Genomic DNA, 14,706 nt, shown 5'->3' on the forward strand with positions numbered 1-14,706 from the left:
ACGGCAGCGACCAAGCGTGGTTCGAGGACCGCGCCGGCATGCACGCTGCTGATCTACGTCGACGACGCGACCGGACGGCTGATGCAGTTGCGGTTCGTGCCGACCGAATCCACGTCGGCGTATTTCAGCGCACGCGTGCCTATGTTGATCTGCACCAGCTCGCCAAGGCAGGCGCGGCGATTGCGCGGCTGCTGCACCTTGGGCGGGCGCAGCTTCCTCGGCGTCGATCATGATCCGGCGTACCGTCTCGGTGGCCAGCTCGATGCCATGGTACTCGCGCAGCTTCTCGGCGGCCAGGGGCGGGCCGAAGTCGGCGTAGCCGTCGCAGATCAGGCCGCGGACGCGAGATTCTAGCCCTTGTGGCTGCTGGCGATGACCCAGAGAGCCTTGGACTGCCAGCCGCCACGCCTGGACCGATGCGGTCGTCGTCCGCGAAAATTTGTTCCGGTGGCGTCCTCAACTGCCGCTACTACTAACAAACAACGCCCCCAGGAGTGGCAATTACTTCATTTTCGTGAAAGTACGAAAACTGTGCATTGCGCGAGGTCAGTCGATCTTTTGGCCTCCGCAGGATGCGAGGCATCAGTGCACGAGGCGTGTCTGAGGTGTACGTGAGTGGATCGACGATCCGCCCGGCATGGAGGTTGGCAAGGGAAGAGCAGGTTTGGCGACAGCGTCTGCAACCGACGGCGCCGTTGGCGCCTGTTAGCGAATCCGGAGCGTGGGAGAATACCGACCTTTTCTGAGGGTGCCGTGCTTGTGCCCTTCCTTGGTACCAGTTGACAACGCTAAATTTGGCAAAACGCCCGGTGCGCAGACTGACAAGAGGGGCTACGTGCAGACCATTGCGGTGCTTGATTTGAAACGACAGGCCTGTCGCCAAGTCGGGGTGACAGAGCGACGGAGATTGCCGTCATCTTGATGCGTGACGGAAACGTTGTCGACCGCTATCAAAGCCTGATGAACGCGGGCAGGCGGATTCCTGCTGAGGTGGTGCGCCTGACCGGCATTACCAACGAGATGATCGCATTGGCGCCCGCCGCCTCGACGGTGATGCGTGAAGCAGCCAAGTTCGTCGGCAACCATCCCGTGGTGGCCCACAATGCGGGATTTGACCGAAGGTTTTGGCAGGCGGAGCTGGCTCACCTCGGCATGTCGGCACCGCAGTCGTTCGCCTGTACGATGCTTGTTGCGCGACGCGTTTACCCGCAGGCACAGAATCACAAGCTAGCGACGCTAGCGAAGATGCTGAACTTGCCCATGGCCGGTCGGGCGCACCGAGCAATGGCCGACGCTGAAGTCACCAGTGGCCTATGGTCTCGCCTCCGACACGATATCGCTGAGACCTACGGATTGGGACAAATTGATCATGACCTTATGACCCGTGTGCAAGCGACCAGCCGTGCCAACGTCGCAACCCTACTGCGCTCGCTATGCACGGGTTAGCGGCCGTGGCCGAGTCTAAAGCAAGTCCACACTGGTGACCGGTGGTAAGCCGTAGCCGGGACCTAGTTGAGGTGATGTGGCCCCGCTCTTTGCGTCAGCAGAGCATGGGGCCCGCCCAATCAAACGCATCCCTTATCGCAGGGTACGTAAGCTGGCATTGACTGCATTCACGTCGAATCCCGCGGGATCAAAAATCCCACCGACCCAAGTTCGGTAGTCGCTGTGCTGGCGATGTTCCGGATCCGCCAAGGCATGCAGAAACTCAGCATAGCCGGCGACGCTACCCACGTCTTCGGGTGGGCAGGCGTTCTCACCGGCCAAGCAAATCGGAAGGGTGAAACACAGGTCTGGTGCACCCAGCGTCTCGACCACGAGACGATGCCGCCAGTTGTCCCCAAAATCGTAGCGATATTGGAACTGGGTGGCAGAGCCAAGCGCCTTATCCAGCCGCACGCCCTTTTCGGACCGAGTGTGGTCGTCCGGAAACTCGTCGTCCAGCACACCGTATTCCGTGCCGCCGAAATCAAACAGATGGAGGTGACTGTCTTCCCAGCCCATCACCGTCTGGATGATCTTGTGCAGCCTGGGCAGTTGCACATGCGCGGGCACCACAAACCTTCGCCAGACGAGGGGTGTCACGTCCAGCAGTTCGATGCGCAGGGTGGCGGCAGGCTTCAGCATGGATGGCAATCGGGGAACGGTTCAGGAGCATCTCAAACATTGTATCGGACGGCGCACGCGCGATGTCCCGGACGAAATTCACCGTGGCAAAAGCATGCACGATGTGAGAGCGACCATCCCGCCCGGGCTCGTCTCGGGCAGGCCTGCGCGTACCGCAGCCGCCAAGTCGGCGCGGGTTTCTCACGATCGGCAGGGCTGACTACAATGTGATGACCAATTCATGCCTTGGCAGTTTCGGGCTGTCGTCGCTGTGGTTGCCAATGCGACAAGACGGCGTGCGGAGGGAGGGCAATGTCGCTGCCGGTGTCGGTGACCGCGCTGAGTTGCTAGCAGCCACGGGAGCGCTGAGTGCGCGCCGGCAAGGCAAGCGAGATAAAATGGACGCACCTAAAGGAGCCACGCAGCATGAAACCGTCTCTTGCGCTCTCATCGCATCGGGAGGCCATTCGGCGCGTCGTGTCGGCGCACCGGGCCAGCAATCCGCGCGTCTTTGGTTCGGTCGTTCATGGCGATGACACTGAGGGCAGCGATTTGGACCTCCTCATTGATCCGACGCCAGACACGACGCTGTTCGACATCGGCGCGATCCGCCACGAACTGCTTCAGTTGCTGGGGGTGCCCGTCGATGTGCTGACGCCAAAGGCCTTGCCAGAAAAGTTCCGCGCCACCGTGCTGGCCGAAGCGGTGCCGGTATGAGTCGAGATCAGCAGCGCCTGACCGATTATCTGGCGCACATTCTTGAAGCGATCGAACGCATTGGGCGGTACACGGAAGACTTGGACGCGGTAGCGTTCCTGGGCAACGAGATGGCGCAAGACGCGGTGATTCGCAACCTCGAGGTCATTGGGGAAGCCAGCCACAATATCGAGGGTCACTATCCTGACTTTGCGGCAGCGCATCCCGAGCTGCCCCTTGCCTTCGCCTATCAAATGCGCAACGCCGTGGCGAGCAAGCGGTGAGACATGCGCTGACGCAAGGCGGGGAAGCGAGGTGAGGTCTGGCCCGATCGGTGGGTTGCGGCTGAGGTACTGGGGTTCAGCGCATGCCGCTCCCAATGCTAAAAGTGATGCATACTTCGCTTTCGCATAAGAACTATTATGTTAAATTACTTTCATGCGTGAAAGTAGTCTGTCGCCACGTGTCGGTTCCCATAGTGCCCCCGGCTTGGCACCGTGATGGCACAGCGGCGCGCCTGACGGCGACGTCCTCGGCTTCGCAAGCCGCAGCGTGCCGGGCATGCGGAAGAACGATTTTCTGCAAAATTAGTTGAAGCAAAATCGTTTCCAGAGCCTTGGAAACAGCTAGCGGCGGGCGAACAGCGGGAACAAATTAGGCAAACCGACGCGTTCGCGTAGGGCAAGCGCGTTTCGTCGGGAAGGCCGCGCGCGTGGTGTACAGATGTCATGAGCTTGATGAGCAACCCGCCTGTTGTGGTAGCCTTCCCACTAAATGGGTTGCGACGGCGCGGCCGGCGCTGGGCTCCGAAGACTACTTTGGAGCCCTTCGCTTTTCAGGGAAAAACTTTTCAGCCTGTTCCCACTTAGAACCGCCGTACTGCCTTTAACATCGGAAGCGAGCAGTCTCGCGGCCAAATCTGCTGGCTGACAAAAGAAAAACGGGCCAGCGGCCCGTTCGCTTAACGTGAGCTTTCCGTTCGCCACTCAGGCAATTCTGGGTAGGTACGGCGCCCAGAGCGTTTGGCTGCTTCCTGCAGTTTTGCTTTCATGGCCGGAGTGACGACAACTGCCTTCGTGGCGGTCGAGACGCGCACGATTACCTTGGGCGACTTTTGTGTCGCTTTTTGGGTGTTCGCCTTGAGCGCGTGGGTCATATCAACTCCTTATCTTCCAAGTAGTCTATCAGCTTTCGCCATGACGGGCTGCCTGCGGACAGGCTGAATTCCATCCACCGTTGGGAACCGTTCTGGTCCCACCAGTCTTCATCGGTCGCGATGATTTCCTGAACGGTTCGACATCCCGAAACACGCGGCCAAGCTGCGATTTCGTGTTGCTCCACAGGAGCGTCAAAGCCTACCTTGGGCCAGAATCGATAGCCGACCATGCGGGGGTCATAGCCATCGCCGCCAGCGGCAATGAGCGAGATATGCCTGTAGCCCATGCGGTGGGCCACCATGGCGCAAAGAGCGAAAGCAATCGTCCCCAGCCAATCCGGTGCCTGGCCACGGAGGAAGAAGTGGTCGACATGGACGGCGCCAGCGACATCGGTCCCCAGCGCCGGTACTTGCTCTGGAGCATCCTCCAAGTAGAGGGCGGGCCCTGCTTCCTCTAGATAGATGCCTACCCGATTCTTGTGTCCCTCATGAATGAGGGCCGCATTGACTGCGGTGAAGTATGTGCCTGGGGGTGCCTCATCCGGTCCGTGCTCGCGTTCCCCTTGTTCGTGGACTCGAGAGCCATTGAAAATCATGAGCAATTGCGCGAACTCCTCGCTTGCAATCATCTGACCGTCAAGTTCGATCACATCGAATTCTTCGACGTCTTGCCCATCCAGTTTGAAAACGCCCGTAAGGTGCGACTTGGCAAGCGGCGAGCTTCGCAGTGCTTCATAGACTCTGCGGAGCTCTTGCTCAAAATACAGTGTGGTCGGCCATAACAGGAATTAGCGGTGACCGGATCACCTCGTCGTCGCCGCCCTTCCGGTGCGTCTGATTGCTGGAGTGTCCGTATCGTCTCATCGATTTTACCTGCTGCAATGCTCTGGCCAGGGACATACTGTTACGAGGCAGGCTTCGCTTGCTTCGTAACGAGGATCCGATCGGATCTGCCTGAGGACTTCGCTGTTTTCGAAAAGACTGAGCGAAACGACGTTGCAAGCGCCGATTCGAGGCTCCAAAGGCTGTTGTCATGCGGCGACTGCTGCATACAAGTTCCGCGCTTGCCGAATTGTGAGGAACCGGAATTCGCCGGACTGAGATTCCCAATGAATCAATGACTTAACAGCTAATTCCGTCGCGGCTTGGTCGTTGCAGAACCGGAAGTAGCCGGACTGCCGTGAAAAGAAGCGCGAATTAGCCGGACTGCTCCGCAGGCGCCTCTGGCGCACATGTCGTAGCATTTCATCCCAACCTCGAAGTTGGACCTGGTTATCGGTGCTCGTGCCCGGCACTGGCTCTTGCCAACCCATATGAGACATTGCCTCCATCAGCCCAAGACGGTCACTCGATGGTGTCAGCCACCACCCGCCATCCGTATCTCCTCGGCCAGCCAATCGCGCAGGACGCGCACCTTCGGGTTGTCGTGATTGCCGGTGCGGTACACGAGGTCATATCCGCGCTCGGCTTTCAGTTTGATATTCGGGAAGGGAGCGACGAGCCTGCCCGCTGCGATGTCATCCGCCACCAGCGCGCTCCGTCCCAGCACAACCCCCTCGTCCCGAATGGCTGCCTCAATGGCCATGCTGCCATGGCTGTACGCTGGGCCGCGCCTGCTGCCAGCGCGATCCACGCCCGCTAGCGCAAACCAGTGCTCCCAATTGGCCAGCATGCGGTCCTCGTGCAACAGCGTGCAGGACACCAAACTCCCCGGCATGGGCAAACCGCCAACCGCCGCGAGATAAGCGGGGCTGCAAACTGGCGTGACGGTTTCCTCCAGAATCCGCTCGGCAACGACATTGCGGTAGCGACCGTTGCCGTAGCGGATGGCAGCGTCGACCTGGCCATCGTTCAGATCGACATTGACGTCCGTCACATCCAGATGAACGTCAAGCTCGGGATGCCGGGCCTTCAACCGATGCAGGCGCGGCGCCAGCCACTTGCTTGCGAAGGACACGCTGGTACTGATCTTCAACCGCGACACGCTGTTCTGGGTGCGAAGGCGCTCGGCCTCGCGCGTCAGCTCCCCGAGTAGGCGAGCAACCGACGCGTGAAATTCTGCACCCGCCTCGGTCAGAACGATTCGACGCGTCAGCCGGCGGAAGAGGACCACGCCGAGATAGCTTTCGAGCATTTTGATGTGCCGGCTCACCGCCCCGTGGGTAACGTGCAACTCTTCAGCGGCCAGCGTCATGCTGAGCAGCCTCCCCGTGGCCTCGAAGGCACGCAAGGTTTGGAGAGGAGGAAGGCGGTCGAACATTGCGGGAGAACGTGTGAGTTTGGCTCACGCATTATGTGATGACAAATGGTTTGTCGGCAAGGCCGCATGCGCCCCACCATGCAGGGCAGAAGCCGCGATAGCGCAGTCCCTTTCTACCCTTTGAGAGCGCCGCAATGCAGTTCCACACTTGGTTGATCTTTCTCGTCACATCGATTGGCATGTCGCTATCGCCCGGCCCAAACGGCATGTTGGCGCTGACGCATGGCGCAATGCATGGCAGCCGCAAGACGCTGTTCACCATCGCTGGTGCCGTGCTGGGTTTCGTGGCCGTCATCGGCCTGTGCATGTTCGGAATTGGGGCGCTCATCAAGGCATCCGTCTTGTGGCTCACGGTGCTCAAGTGGGTGGGCGGTGCTTATCTGTTCTGGCTCGGCATTCAGGCCTGGCGCGCTCCGCCCATTACGGTGACTACGAGCCCCGAACTCATGAAGATTAGCGGCTGGTCGCTGTTTCGCCAGGGCGCGCTGTCGGCGGTCACCAATCCCAAGGGCATGCTGTTCTTCAGCGCTTTCCTGCCGCAGTTCATCGACCCGCAGCGCAACCTGGCGGTGCAATTCGCGGCTGTGGCCGCGACCTACGGTGTCACGGAGTTTCTGGCCGAGTACGCCGTGGCGAATGCCGCCCACCGGGTGCGTCCATGGCTTGAGCGGGTCGGACGCCGGTTCAACCGGGCGTGCGGCGGTATGTTTGTCATCATCGGCGCTGCACTACCGCTGCGTGCATAGAAGGCCCAACGATGACTTCCTTCGCCCACCGACACCACGTCGCTGCAGGCGCAGCGGCGGCCGTTTGATATGTATCTTCTCGTCTTCAAGCTCATCGTGACTCCGCTCCTGCTGCTGGCTGCCAGCGTGGCCGTACGCCGCTGGGGGGAGCGGTTGGCGGTTTCCTGGTTGGGCTGCCGCTCACCTCGGGGCCAATTTCGGTGTTTCTGGCGCTCGAACATGGGCCGGCTTTCGCCGAGCATGCGACGTCAGGCTCCCTCGCGGCGACAGCGGCGCAAGCAGCCTTCTGCTTTGTGTATTGCCGGCTTGCCACCCTTGGCTGGCCCATCGCCTTATGGGGCGCGTGCGTCGCCTTTGCCGTTGCCGCTACGGCGCTGCAATGGAGTGGCCTGGCGCAGACCGGCCTGTTTGTCGTGGCGGTGTTGGCTATGACGCTTGTGCTCTATGTCACGCCAAGAAACACTGCGCGTGGCAAAGGACTGAATTCGCCATGGTGGGACCTGCCAGCGCGCATGGTGCTCATCACGTGCCTTGTCGTCGGCGTGACGTTGCTCGCGCCTTATGTCGGGCCGCAAGTCAGCGGCGTGCTCGCATCGTTCCCGTTCATGGCCACCATCCTCGCTGCGCACCGTCTGATCGGCAACAGTGCCGCGCAAGACGTGCTTCGCGGAATGGTGGCGGGACTGTTTGGCTTTGCTGCGTTCTTCTATGTGCTCAGCCTGACATTGACGAGGGTAAGCCTGTTCGCCGCATACGGTGGAGCGATTCTGACAGCGCTAGCCGTGCAGGCGATCTGTTTGCAGCAGATGCGGCAGCTGGTGCCACGCTCTGTCGAATAGAGCGTGGTCACCACGGGCTAGCGGTACTCGAATGTCCGCAGCCGCTTGCCGACACTGACGGCAGTAAGGCAGGTCGCGGCGGCTGGTAGCCCCGGTGCGGGCCTTTTATCGACCTTGCGACGACAGCCGCCATGCCGGAATGCCGTCGTCGAAACTATCGAACCACTCCCGGATCGCGTCGGCCACAACGCTTGGATCGCAAGTGGCGGCATCCGGAACGCATGCCGAATGAGATCTTCGACGTCGAAGCGCTGTTCCGCCCGAGTCCGCCAAGCATCGCGGTCGCGGGCTAGGATAGGAAGGTTCTGGTCTCGGATAGGGATGTAACGCATGGTTCAGACTGGAAATGATGGTGTCTCGTATTGACGTCCGCCCCGCGGATTTCTTAACCCATCCACTGCTTACGACAACCAAAGGGCGACGGTGAACCGAACCGTCAGGTCCTGGGCTCAGCGTCACGCGATTTCACGCCAGTCCGGCTAATTCCGGTTTTCCAGTCCGGCAAAAGCGCACGTAGTCCGGCTAATTCCGGTTTCCTACAGAATGCCGTACCGAAAGATGCCGCTATCTGTACAGGTGACCACTGTATAAATATACAGTAGACTGTCAGCAGGAGCTAGGCAGCTGGCGATCCGACGCTTTGGCGTTGAACTGCGCCATGAGCGCGGCCGCGCCGCCATTGCGCCGACCAAGCTCGAGATCGCGCTGGCGCAACCCAACTGGCACGAAGAGCATCTCGTGCATGGCGAACGTGGCCTTCGGGCGTCCACTCGGAGGCTGTCCGCGGTGCGCCGCGCGCTGGACCTGGTGGCGCAACAGCGCGGCGAGGCGTTTGAGCTGCAGGACATTCCCGCCGAGGATGAACGGATTGCTGGGTCGCACGAGATAAGCGATGCAGCTGCAATCGTCCATCTCGCACACCGGCCACCGCTTCGCGGCGGATATCGCTTGCAAATAAAGGGGGTCAGAACCGCGGCCGTCCATAGCGGTTGCGGCGCGCGGCGAGTCTTGCGCGGGTGCAGGCGTAGCGAGGGTAGGCCGCGTCCAGCATGTCCGCGATCCGCTCCAAGCGGTCCGCCTGCGTGAAGCAGCACGCCAGCAGGCATTCCCAGGCGCAGTAACGCATGATTTCTTGAAGTAGTGCATACCGCTTTTCGGGAGGGAACTGCAGATTGCCGACTTTCGCCCACGCTTTGAGCGCTGCATGGGCCAGCGCCACGAGTTTGTCGGGTGTTGCTGGCCCGGTTTGGCAAAGCTCAACCGCATCCCGATGCAGTTGTCGGTCGAGATCACTCATGCCGGTACCTCGGCGGAAGGGTGGAGGTCCCGGACACTGACCCAACGCTGGCAGACTTTTGCGCCGCCGCGCACGAAGTCTGCCACTTCAACCTCGGCGGTGGGGCCGTTCGGCCCCTTGAAGACCGAGAGCACGCGAGCCTGGCGCGAGGGAAGAGCGGAAGCGGCCCGGTAGAGCAGGGTGGCGAGGGCGCCGGCCTCGATCCATCCATACGCGCGATAGAGCGGTGTGCCGTTGGCGTGCCGGCCGATTTGGTCGCGGAACGCCGGCTGCAATCCGTCGAGGAAAGCGCCGAGTTGCGACCGCTGCATGCCGATGCCACCAGTGGTTTCCTGCAGGGGAGGCAGTTGGGGACCGTACCGGCGGGCCAGCGCGGCGCGCATGACGCGCCGATACTCGGCGCCGCCCGCCAGCATCACCGAGCCGATACGGATTGGCCAGGCAGCGGGCTGCAGGTAGCGCGGCAAGTCGGCCACCATCTGGTCGGCACGTTGCCGCGTCATGCGCTCATCGTAGGGGGCAATCTCGGTATCGGGTCGCAGGAAACCGTGGCGAGCGGAGAGAATCAGGACGCGGGGCGCCGCATCGCCGCGGACGTGCGCTCGGTACGATTCGTACATCACGCCCCGGTATAGGTCGATGGCGCACGCATCCCGATCGAGCTTCGTGCCCGAGCAGGCCATCAGGAGTAGGGCCGGCTCGCCGGCATCGATGCGAGGTGTTGGTGCGTGGGGGAATAGGGGAAGCTGCATGGTCGAAAGCATGGGCAGGGAGGTGCGTTGCATGCTTTTCACTCTACAGACCCAGCGGCAAAGTCAAGACAACCGCGCAGAGTTGGTAGAAGAATTCAGCGTTGCCCCGGACATGTCCGGGCAATCTCCAGGTTCTTCTGGACACGCATCCAGTTGCGCAGCGCATCATCAGGCAGGGCCCGTTGCACATCTCCAGCCAGGACGGCCGCGTGTCCATCCAGGCCTGGGCGAATCGTTCGAACTGCTCGCGCTCTCGACGCATAGCCACTCTTGGACTGGGGAAATCACGAACCGAACCGGGTACGTCCACCGAGGCTCGGCATTCCGGAGACCTCACCGGATACCGGCGTTCACCCGCCCGTCCCGCGTAACCACGCGAGGTCAAATCGGGGTTTAACGGGATGAACCTTTCACCGATCGAGTACTGGCGTGCTGCCTCGTTGCAGTCTTTTTTGGGATTGCAGGCGAGTTAGCCACGTTCGTTTTACCGGCAACAACGTCGCCAGATGTTGATGTGCGTGGTGCAGCAGATGCTGACTTCTTTGTTACCGATTTAGTGTTCCCCGCAGTCTCCGGGTTCGCGGGTGGCTTGGGAGTTCTCGAGACAGCCGATCCGGTCGCCTTCTTCGCTGGCGCCTTTTCTGCCGGTGCCTTGTTACGTCCGGCAGCAGGCTTCGGCGGTGCGAAAGCGTCGGCCATCTCGATGCCAAACACGTCGGCCACGAGCGAGCTGTCTAGCACCTTGCTGGTGGTAGAGCGCTTGGTGGCTTTAGGCAGGACAGCGCTGGCCTGCCTGACGAGATCATTGGCATCGACACGGCGCAAGGCGAAGAGCAATTCCGGCTGCTGGTCGAGCCGCGCACCGACTCCATAGAGTACTGCAGCTACGTGCTTGCACATGGACGCCCAGTCCGGACAACTGCAACTGGACCTGATTTCTTTCGGCATCGGGAACAGACCGGTGCCAGGTTGGCAGATACGCTCCATCACGGCTGTCGAGAGCTTGCCCTGCAAGAGTTCCACGATCGAATCGATTGACCCCGCGCAATCGGCCCCGATTGCTCGCCAGTGCTTGGCGGGACACGCCGTCACGGTCACTGCAACCGTGTAGAGGCTTGAACCCATGACCTGTGCGCGGACTTCGCCTGCCGTAATCTGAAGGTCGATCACGGAACCGTTGCGTACATAGGTACGGCCGCGCGGCAGGCGGTTGGCATAGTCGCTGTAGCCTTCCAGGTTGTCGCACCAGGCCTTGCCCCAGAAGGTCTTGGCAATGGCACCGCGATACGCCACGATAGGCGACAGGACCGCACCAGCCTTCTTCGCTGTCGCGGCGGCCAGTTCCGCCTTTTTTCTGCGCTCGGCGGCAGACACATAGGGCTTCCAATCCCCGTAACCGTAACCCACTGCGGTTCCTCTGACGTCAGGTTTCTTGCGCGGCATGAACGTCAAGCTTGACGAGATCGAGCAATTCGCGATCGCTCATCTCGGTGAGCAGGAGTTCTGCGCCGCCCTCCAGCACATCCTTCACCAATTGCTGCTTTGCTTCGATCAACTGGTCGATGCGGTCCTCGATCGTGCCACGGCAGATAAACTTATGCACCAGGACATTCCTCTTCTGGCCGATACGAAATGCACGATCAGTCGCCTGATTTTCCACGGCGGGATTCCACCAGCGGTCGTAGTGGATCACATGCGAAGCGGCGGTGAGATTCAGACCGGCGCCACCGGCCTTGAGCGAGAGCACGAAGAAGGGGATCAATTCATCTTCCTGGAATCGCTTGACCAGTTCGCGGCGTTTGGCGACCGGGGTGCCGCCATGGAGCACCAGACCTTCGCGGCCAAAGATCGACCCCAGAAATGCTGCCAGTGGCTCAGTGGTCTCGCGGAACTGAGTGAAGACCAGCACCTTTTCCTGCTTGGCGGCAATGATCTCGGCCAGTTGGCGCAGGCGGGCGAACTTGCCGCTGTCTTCCGCCTGCCAGGCCCCGTCGCCCAACCACTGTGACGGATGGTTGCAGATCTGTTTGAAGCGCATCAGAAAGCTCAGCACCACACCCTTGCGACCAATGCCTTCGGCGTCTTCAAGCGCGGTGGCCAGATCCTTCACCGCACGCTGATAAAGTGCCGCCTGGCTCGGGCTGAGGTGGCACCAGGCCTTGAGTTCGGTCTTGTCCGGCAGATCGTCGATGACCCGCTTGTCGGTCTTCAGGCGGCGCAGGATGTAGGGCCGTACCAGCGTTCGCAGCGGACCGAAGTGCTCGGCCTGCGCCAGCCGCCTGGTAAAGTTGGCAAAGACTTTGTCTGAGCCCAGCAAACCGGGGTGGGTGAAATCGAAAATGGACCACAGGTCGGACAGACGGTTTTCCACGGGGGTTCCAGTCAGCGCGATGCGCGATTGTGCCTGGAGTTGCTTGACCTGTCGCGTTTGCTTGGCGCCCGGATTCTTGATCGCCTGGGCTTCATCGACAATGGCAAGGCGCCACGGGATGGTCGCCAATACCGGCTGACGCAGTAGCGAGCCAAAGCTGGTGATGACGAGATCGGTGTCTACGATCCGGGCGAGGTCCAGCGTACGCAATTCGGCCGCCGGCATGACCGACGGATGGGCGATCAGGAGGCGCAAGCTTGGGGCAAAGCGCTCGGCCTCTGCCGCCCAGTTGGCCAGCAGCGATGCCGGGGCGACCAGCAGACTGGGCCGCACCTCGGCGCTTTCGCGCTTCAGCACGAGCAGCAGCGAGAGTACCTGCATGGTCTTGCCCAGGCCCATATCATCCGCCAGGCAAGCGCCCAGTCCGAGCCGGGTGAGCAGGTACAACCACCGCACGCCAGCCTGTTGGTAGGGCCGCAAGTTGGCCTGGAGTTCCGGTCCCGGGCTGATCTGCGCCAACCCCTCCGGCTGACGCAACTCCTGCAGGATGTCGGACAGCCAGGGCCCTGCCACCAGCTGCGACCAGTCGCGGTCAGCGGGATCGGCGCTATCGTCGAGCGAAACACCCGCCAGAAGGCGCAGGGCCTCATTAAAGGGCAGACCGGATTGCGCCGCCTGTTCCATGGCCTCGAATCGCTTGAGGAGGCGACCGAGCTTGTTCTTGTCCACCTCGACCCACCGTCCCCGGATGAGTTGCAAGCCGTCGGCGCCTTTGAGCAGATTCTTGACCTCGGCAGCGCTGAGAGGCTCGCCGTCGAGCGAGACCTCCATGTTGAAGTCGAGCAACGCGTCCTTGCCCAGGAGCGAAGGCGGTTGTGCGCCGACGCTGGCTTTTACAAGGGGACGGGCAGGGCGGCCCGCGTGCCAGACGCCTGGCGTGCGTACGACAATCCCGGCCGCTTCGAGTTGGGACAGGTCCGAGAGAAAGCGATGGGCATCGAGCGGCGTCCAGCGCAGCGGATGGTATATGTCGCCGTTATCCACCATCTCGCGAAGCCAATCGCAGTGTTCCGCGGCGCGCTGTACCGGCAGCAGTAACGACAGCAGTTGCGCCTTGCTCCTGGCTCCTGAAAATTCCGCCAGGGCTTGCGACAGCGGCTGATGTTGCGCTTTGCCAAGGGCGGACAGGCGCGAGGTGTACGTCGCAAGGAAGGCGAACGGCGACTCCGGGTCCTTGCGGTTCTCAGCGAGGTTGAAATGCACCCGGCCGACGAGATTCCAGGCCGGGTGGTGCTTTTTGAGGAATTCCTGAAGCGGGACGTTTGCGGCCGCCAGTTCCTGGTGCAAGGCTGTATCCATCTCGCCCCAGAGCGTGGCCAGCACATCGGGCGTGAGATACTCGCCTCCCATCATCGGCGGCGCATCGGCGATCAGGGCATCAAGATCTTGGGCAGCAGGCGTGGCGACCGCGATCTCGCTGCCTTCGGGCGTCGCGCACAAGGCGGTGACATAGCGCGCGGCAAAATCACGCCACCAGGCCCATGCGGGCGGCAAAATGCGGCCGATTTCCGCCGCTCCCAGATGCAGCAGGCCATGCCCTGCGCCAAGGGCAAAGGAATTTCCCAGCCGCAGCCGCGTTTCTTCCGCCAGAATTGGTGCGGCGTCCTCCGGCACCGCCAGCAGGTGTCCGCTGGGCGTCAGGTGTGGTGCGAGCATGTCGGCAGCAGTCATGGGCGCCCGTGCCAAGCACACGGTTGCCGCCGGCGCTGACGCTGCAGGTTGACGGAAGCGGCCGCGGCATCAAGCAGCAGGCCCGGCAGCCTAGGTGGGACCGGGCGAATCTCCGTTCGCGTCGAGGCCGACCGGATTATCGGATCGACCAGTCGTCCGAAGTATGCCGGTCGGCGGTGTTGTCCATGTCTTGTGCACTGTCTTCGCATTACGATGCTTCTGTGGAGCCGCCGATGTGAGCCGACAGCTTAGCCGTGCCAGTAGACAGGCGCCAGTCCCGCGGCATTCTCGACTTGGCGGATCGTGTTCGCATGCGACCGTCATCCGGTCCCACGTATAATTTCACCATAGTGAAAGAAACGAAGGGGCCCGCCTTCCTGCTGGCTTCCCTTCCGCAATGAACGTGCCCCATGCCACGACCACTCCCGGATCCGACACCGCCGTCACGCGCAACCATTCGTACCATTCTGCAACTAGGTGATCGCATTCGCGCCACCCGAGCAGGGGAAGGGATGCCCATTGACCAGCCAGCAAGGGGTTGCGGTGTGTCTGTGGGCATGCTGTCCAAGCTCGAGAACGGCAAGGGCGTCAATCTTGAGAAGTTCCTGCGTGTGCTGGACGGATTGGGTCTGACGATTTTGATCGTTCCGAAGGTGCATGGCCCTTGGCTCGAGCAGGCTGCGGCCCATGCGGCCAAGCGCGGCGACGAGGTAGCATGGGAACCCCACGATGATTAGCGGCCGGATGGATGG

The 14,706-nt window shown here is 61.5% G+C and carries 14 protein-coding genes and 3 pseudogenes; 7 read left to right on the forward strand and 10 right to left on the reverse strand.

Annotation, left to right across the window (positions count from 1 at the left end; translation table 11 throughout):
• Window positions 1–2 precede the first annotated feature (2 nt).
• Window positions 3–132: pseudogene (locus J8I82_RS39720) on the forward strand (ISNCY family transposase); the annotation flags it as partial.
• A gap of 11 nt (window positions 133–143) precedes the next feature.
• Here J8I82_RS39720 and J8I82_RS38615 read toward each other — a convergent pair.
• A pseudogene (locus J8I82_RS38615) lies at window positions 144–330 on the reverse strand (ISNCY family transposase); the annotation flags it as partial.
• A gap of 505 nt (window positions 331–835) precedes the next feature.
• On the opposite strand from J8I82_RS38615, the pseudogene J8I82_RS30060 reads away from it, so the two are divergent.
• Window positions 836–1,446, forward strand: a pseudogene (locus J8I82_RS30060) (3'-5' exonuclease).
• Window positions 1,447–1,578: 132 nt separating this feature from the next.
• Here the strand turns inward: J8I82_RS30060 and J8I82_RS30065 are convergent.
• Window positions 1,579–2,127, reverse strand: coding sequence for a plasmid pRiA4b ORF-3 family protein (locus J8I82_RS30065; protein ID WP_209763120.1), 549 nt, complete (start codon window positions 2,125–2,127; stop codon window positions 1,579–1,581).
• 405 nt (window positions 2,128–2,532) lie between these two features.
• Here J8I82_RS30065 and J8I82_RS30070 point away from each other — a divergent pair, with 405 nt between their 5' ends.
• The gene (locus tag J8I82_RS30070) at window positions 2,533–2,823 is read left to right on the forward strand and encodes a nucleotidyltransferase family protein (protein WP_153955293.1); all 291 of its coding nucleotides are present in this window, start codon (window positions 2,533–2,535) and stop codon (window positions 2,821–2,823) included.
• Window positions 2,820–3,086 carry a HepT-like ribonuclease domain-containing protein gene (locus J8I82_RS30075; RefSeq protein ID WP_209763122.1) on the forward strand — a complete coding sequence of 89 codons (267 nt, stop codon included), beginning with the start codon at window positions 2,820–2,822 and terminating at the stop codon, window positions 3,084–3,086. The genes J8I82_RS30070 and J8I82_RS30075 overlap by 4 nt, the downstream gene beginning before the upstream one ends.
• 677 nt (window positions 3,087–3,763) lie before the next feature.
• Here J8I82_RS30075 and J8I82_RS30080 read toward each other — a convergent pair.
• The 3 genes from J8I82_RS30080 to gcvA all read right to left on the reverse strand — a co-directional run bounded on the left by J8I82_RS30080 (window position 3,764) and on the right by gcvA (window position 6,218).
• The gene (locus J8I82_RS30080; protein WP_209763124.1) at window positions 3,764–3,958 is read right to left on the reverse strand and encodes a hypothetical protein; all 195 of its coding nucleotides are present in this window, start codon (window positions 3,956–3,958) and stop codon (window positions 3,764–3,766) included.
• Window positions 3,955–4,608: a hypothetical protein gene (locus tag J8I82_RS30085; RefSeq protein ID WP_284183225.1), complete on the reverse strand. Its 654-nt coding sequence runs from the start codon at window positions 4,606–4,608 to the stop codon at window positions 3,955–3,957. The genes J8I82_RS30080 and J8I82_RS30085 overlap by 4 nt, the downstream gene beginning before the upstream one ends.
• 707 nt (window positions 4,609–5,315) lie before the next feature.
• A complete protein-coding gene (gene gcvA, locus J8I82_RS30090; protein WP_209763125.1) occupies window positions 5,316–6,218 on the reverse strand; it encodes a transcriptional regulator GcvA in 903 nt (300 codons plus the stop codon).
• 134 nt (window positions 6,219–6,352) lie between these two features.
• Here gcvA and J8I82_RS30095 point away from each other — a divergent pair, with 134 nt between their 5' ends.
• Complete coding sequence (locus tag J8I82_RS30095) at window positions 6,353–6,964, forward strand: LysE family translocator (RefSeq protein ID WP_209763127.1); 612 nt, start codon at window positions 6,353–6,355, stop codon at window positions 6,962–6,964.
• A 200-nt stretch (window positions 6,965–7,164) separates the two neighbouring features.
• Window positions 7,165–7,803, forward strand: a complete 639-nt coding sequence (locus J8I82_RS30100; RefSeq protein ID WP_245180289.1) for a hypothetical protein — start codon at window positions 7,165–7,167, stop codon at window positions 7,801–7,803.
• Window positions 7,804–8,409: 606 nt separating this feature from the next.
• Here J8I82_RS30100 and J8I82_RS30105 read toward each other — a convergent pair.
• The 5 genes from J8I82_RS30105 to J8I82_RS30125 form a co-directional block, all read right to left on the reverse strand.
• Window positions 8,410–8,715: a hypothetical protein gene (locus tag J8I82_RS30105; protein ID WP_209763129.1), complete on the reverse strand. Its 306-nt coding sequence runs from the start codon at window positions 8,713–8,715 to the stop codon at window positions 8,410–8,412.
• A gap of 52 nt (window positions 8,716–8,767) precedes the next feature.
• Window positions 8,768–9,100, reverse strand: a complete 333-nt coding sequence (locus J8I82_RS30110; protein ID WP_245180290.1) for a hypothetical protein — start codon at window positions 9,098–9,100, stop codon at window positions 8,768–8,770.
• Window positions 9,097–9,885 (reverse strand): YaaA family protein, encoded by a 789-nt coding sequence (locus J8I82_RS30115; protein WP_245180291.1) that lies wholly within the window; start codon window positions 9,883–9,885, stop codon window positions 9,097–9,099. The genes J8I82_RS30110 and J8I82_RS30115 overlap by 4 nt, the downstream gene beginning before the upstream one ends.
• 360 nt (window positions 9,886–10,245) lie before the next feature.
• Entirely contained in the window at window positions 10,246–11,259 is a 1,014-nt protein-coding gene (locus J8I82_RS30120) for an SWIM zinc finger family protein (RefSeq protein WP_209763131.1), read from the reverse strand.
• Window positions 11,260–11,275: 16 nt separating this feature from the next.
• Complete coding sequence (locus J8I82_RS30125; RefSeq protein WP_209763133.1) at window positions 11,276–13,954, reverse strand: DEAD/DEAH box helicase; 2,679 nt, start codon at window positions 13,952–13,954, stop codon at window positions 11,276–11,278.
• 512 nt (window positions 13,955–14,466) lie between these two features.
• Here J8I82_RS30125 and J8I82_RS30130 point away from each other — a divergent pair.
• Window positions 14,467–14,691 (forward strand): helix-turn-helix domain-containing protein, encoded by a 225-nt coding sequence (locus tag J8I82_RS30130; RefSeq protein WP_245180292.1) that lies wholly within the window; start codon window positions 14,467–14,469, stop codon window positions 14,689–14,691.
• Window positions 14,692–14,706: the final 15 nt, after the last annotated feature.

The organism is Cupriavidus consociatus (assembly GCF_017814975.1).
Lineage (GTDB): Bacteria > Pseudomonadota > Gammaproteobacteria > Burkholderiales > Burkholderiaceae > Cupriavidus > Cupriavidus consociatus.

Excerpts from the sequence above, each read along its gene's own strand:
- gcvA (WP_209763125.1), bottom strand. The coding sequence starts at position 6,218 with ATGTTCGACCGCCTTCCTCCTCTCCAAACCTTGCGTGCCTTCGAGGCC.
- J8I82_RS30075 (WP_209763122.1), top strand. The coding sequence starts at position 2,820 with ATGAGTCGAGATCAGCAGCGCCTGACCGATTATCTGGCGCACATTCTT.
- J8I82_RS30110 (WP_245180290.1), bottom strand. The coding sequence starts at position 9,100 with ATGAGTGATCTCGACCGACAACTGCATCGGGATGCGGTTGAGCTTTGC.
- J8I82_RS30115 (WP_245180291.1), bottom strand. The coding sequence starts at position 9,885 with ATGCAACGCACCTCCCTGCCCATGCTTTCGACCATGCAGCTTCCCCTA.
- J8I82_RS30125 (WP_209763133.1), bottom strand. The coding sequence starts at position 13,954 with ATGACTGCTGCCGACATGCTCGCACCACACCTGACGCCCAGCGGACAC.
- J8I82_RS30080 (WP_209763124.1), bottom strand. The coding sequence starts at position 3,958 with ATGACCCACGCGCTCAAGGCGAACACCCAAAAAGCGACACAAAAGTCG.
- J8I82_RS30065 (WP_209763120.1), bottom strand. The coding sequence starts at position 2,127 with ATGCTGAAGCCTGCCGCCACCCTGCGCATCGAACTGCTGGACGTGACA.
- J8I82_RS30095 (WP_209763127.1), top strand. The coding sequence starts at position 6,353 with ATGCAGTTCCACACTTGGTTGATCTTTCTCGTCACATCGATTGGCATG.
- J8I82_RS30105 (WP_209763129.1), bottom strand. The coding sequence starts at position 8,715 with ATGGACGATTGCAGCTGCATCGCTTATCTCGTGCGACCCAGCAATCCG.
- J8I82_RS30130 (WP_245180292.1), top strand. The coding sequence starts at position 14,467 with ATGCCCATTGACCAGCCAGCAAGGGGTTGCGGTGTGTCTGTGGGCATG.
- J8I82_RS30070 (WP_153955293.1), top strand. The coding sequence starts at position 2,533 with ATGAAACCGTCTCTTGCGCTCTCATCGCATCGGGAGGCCATTCGGCGC.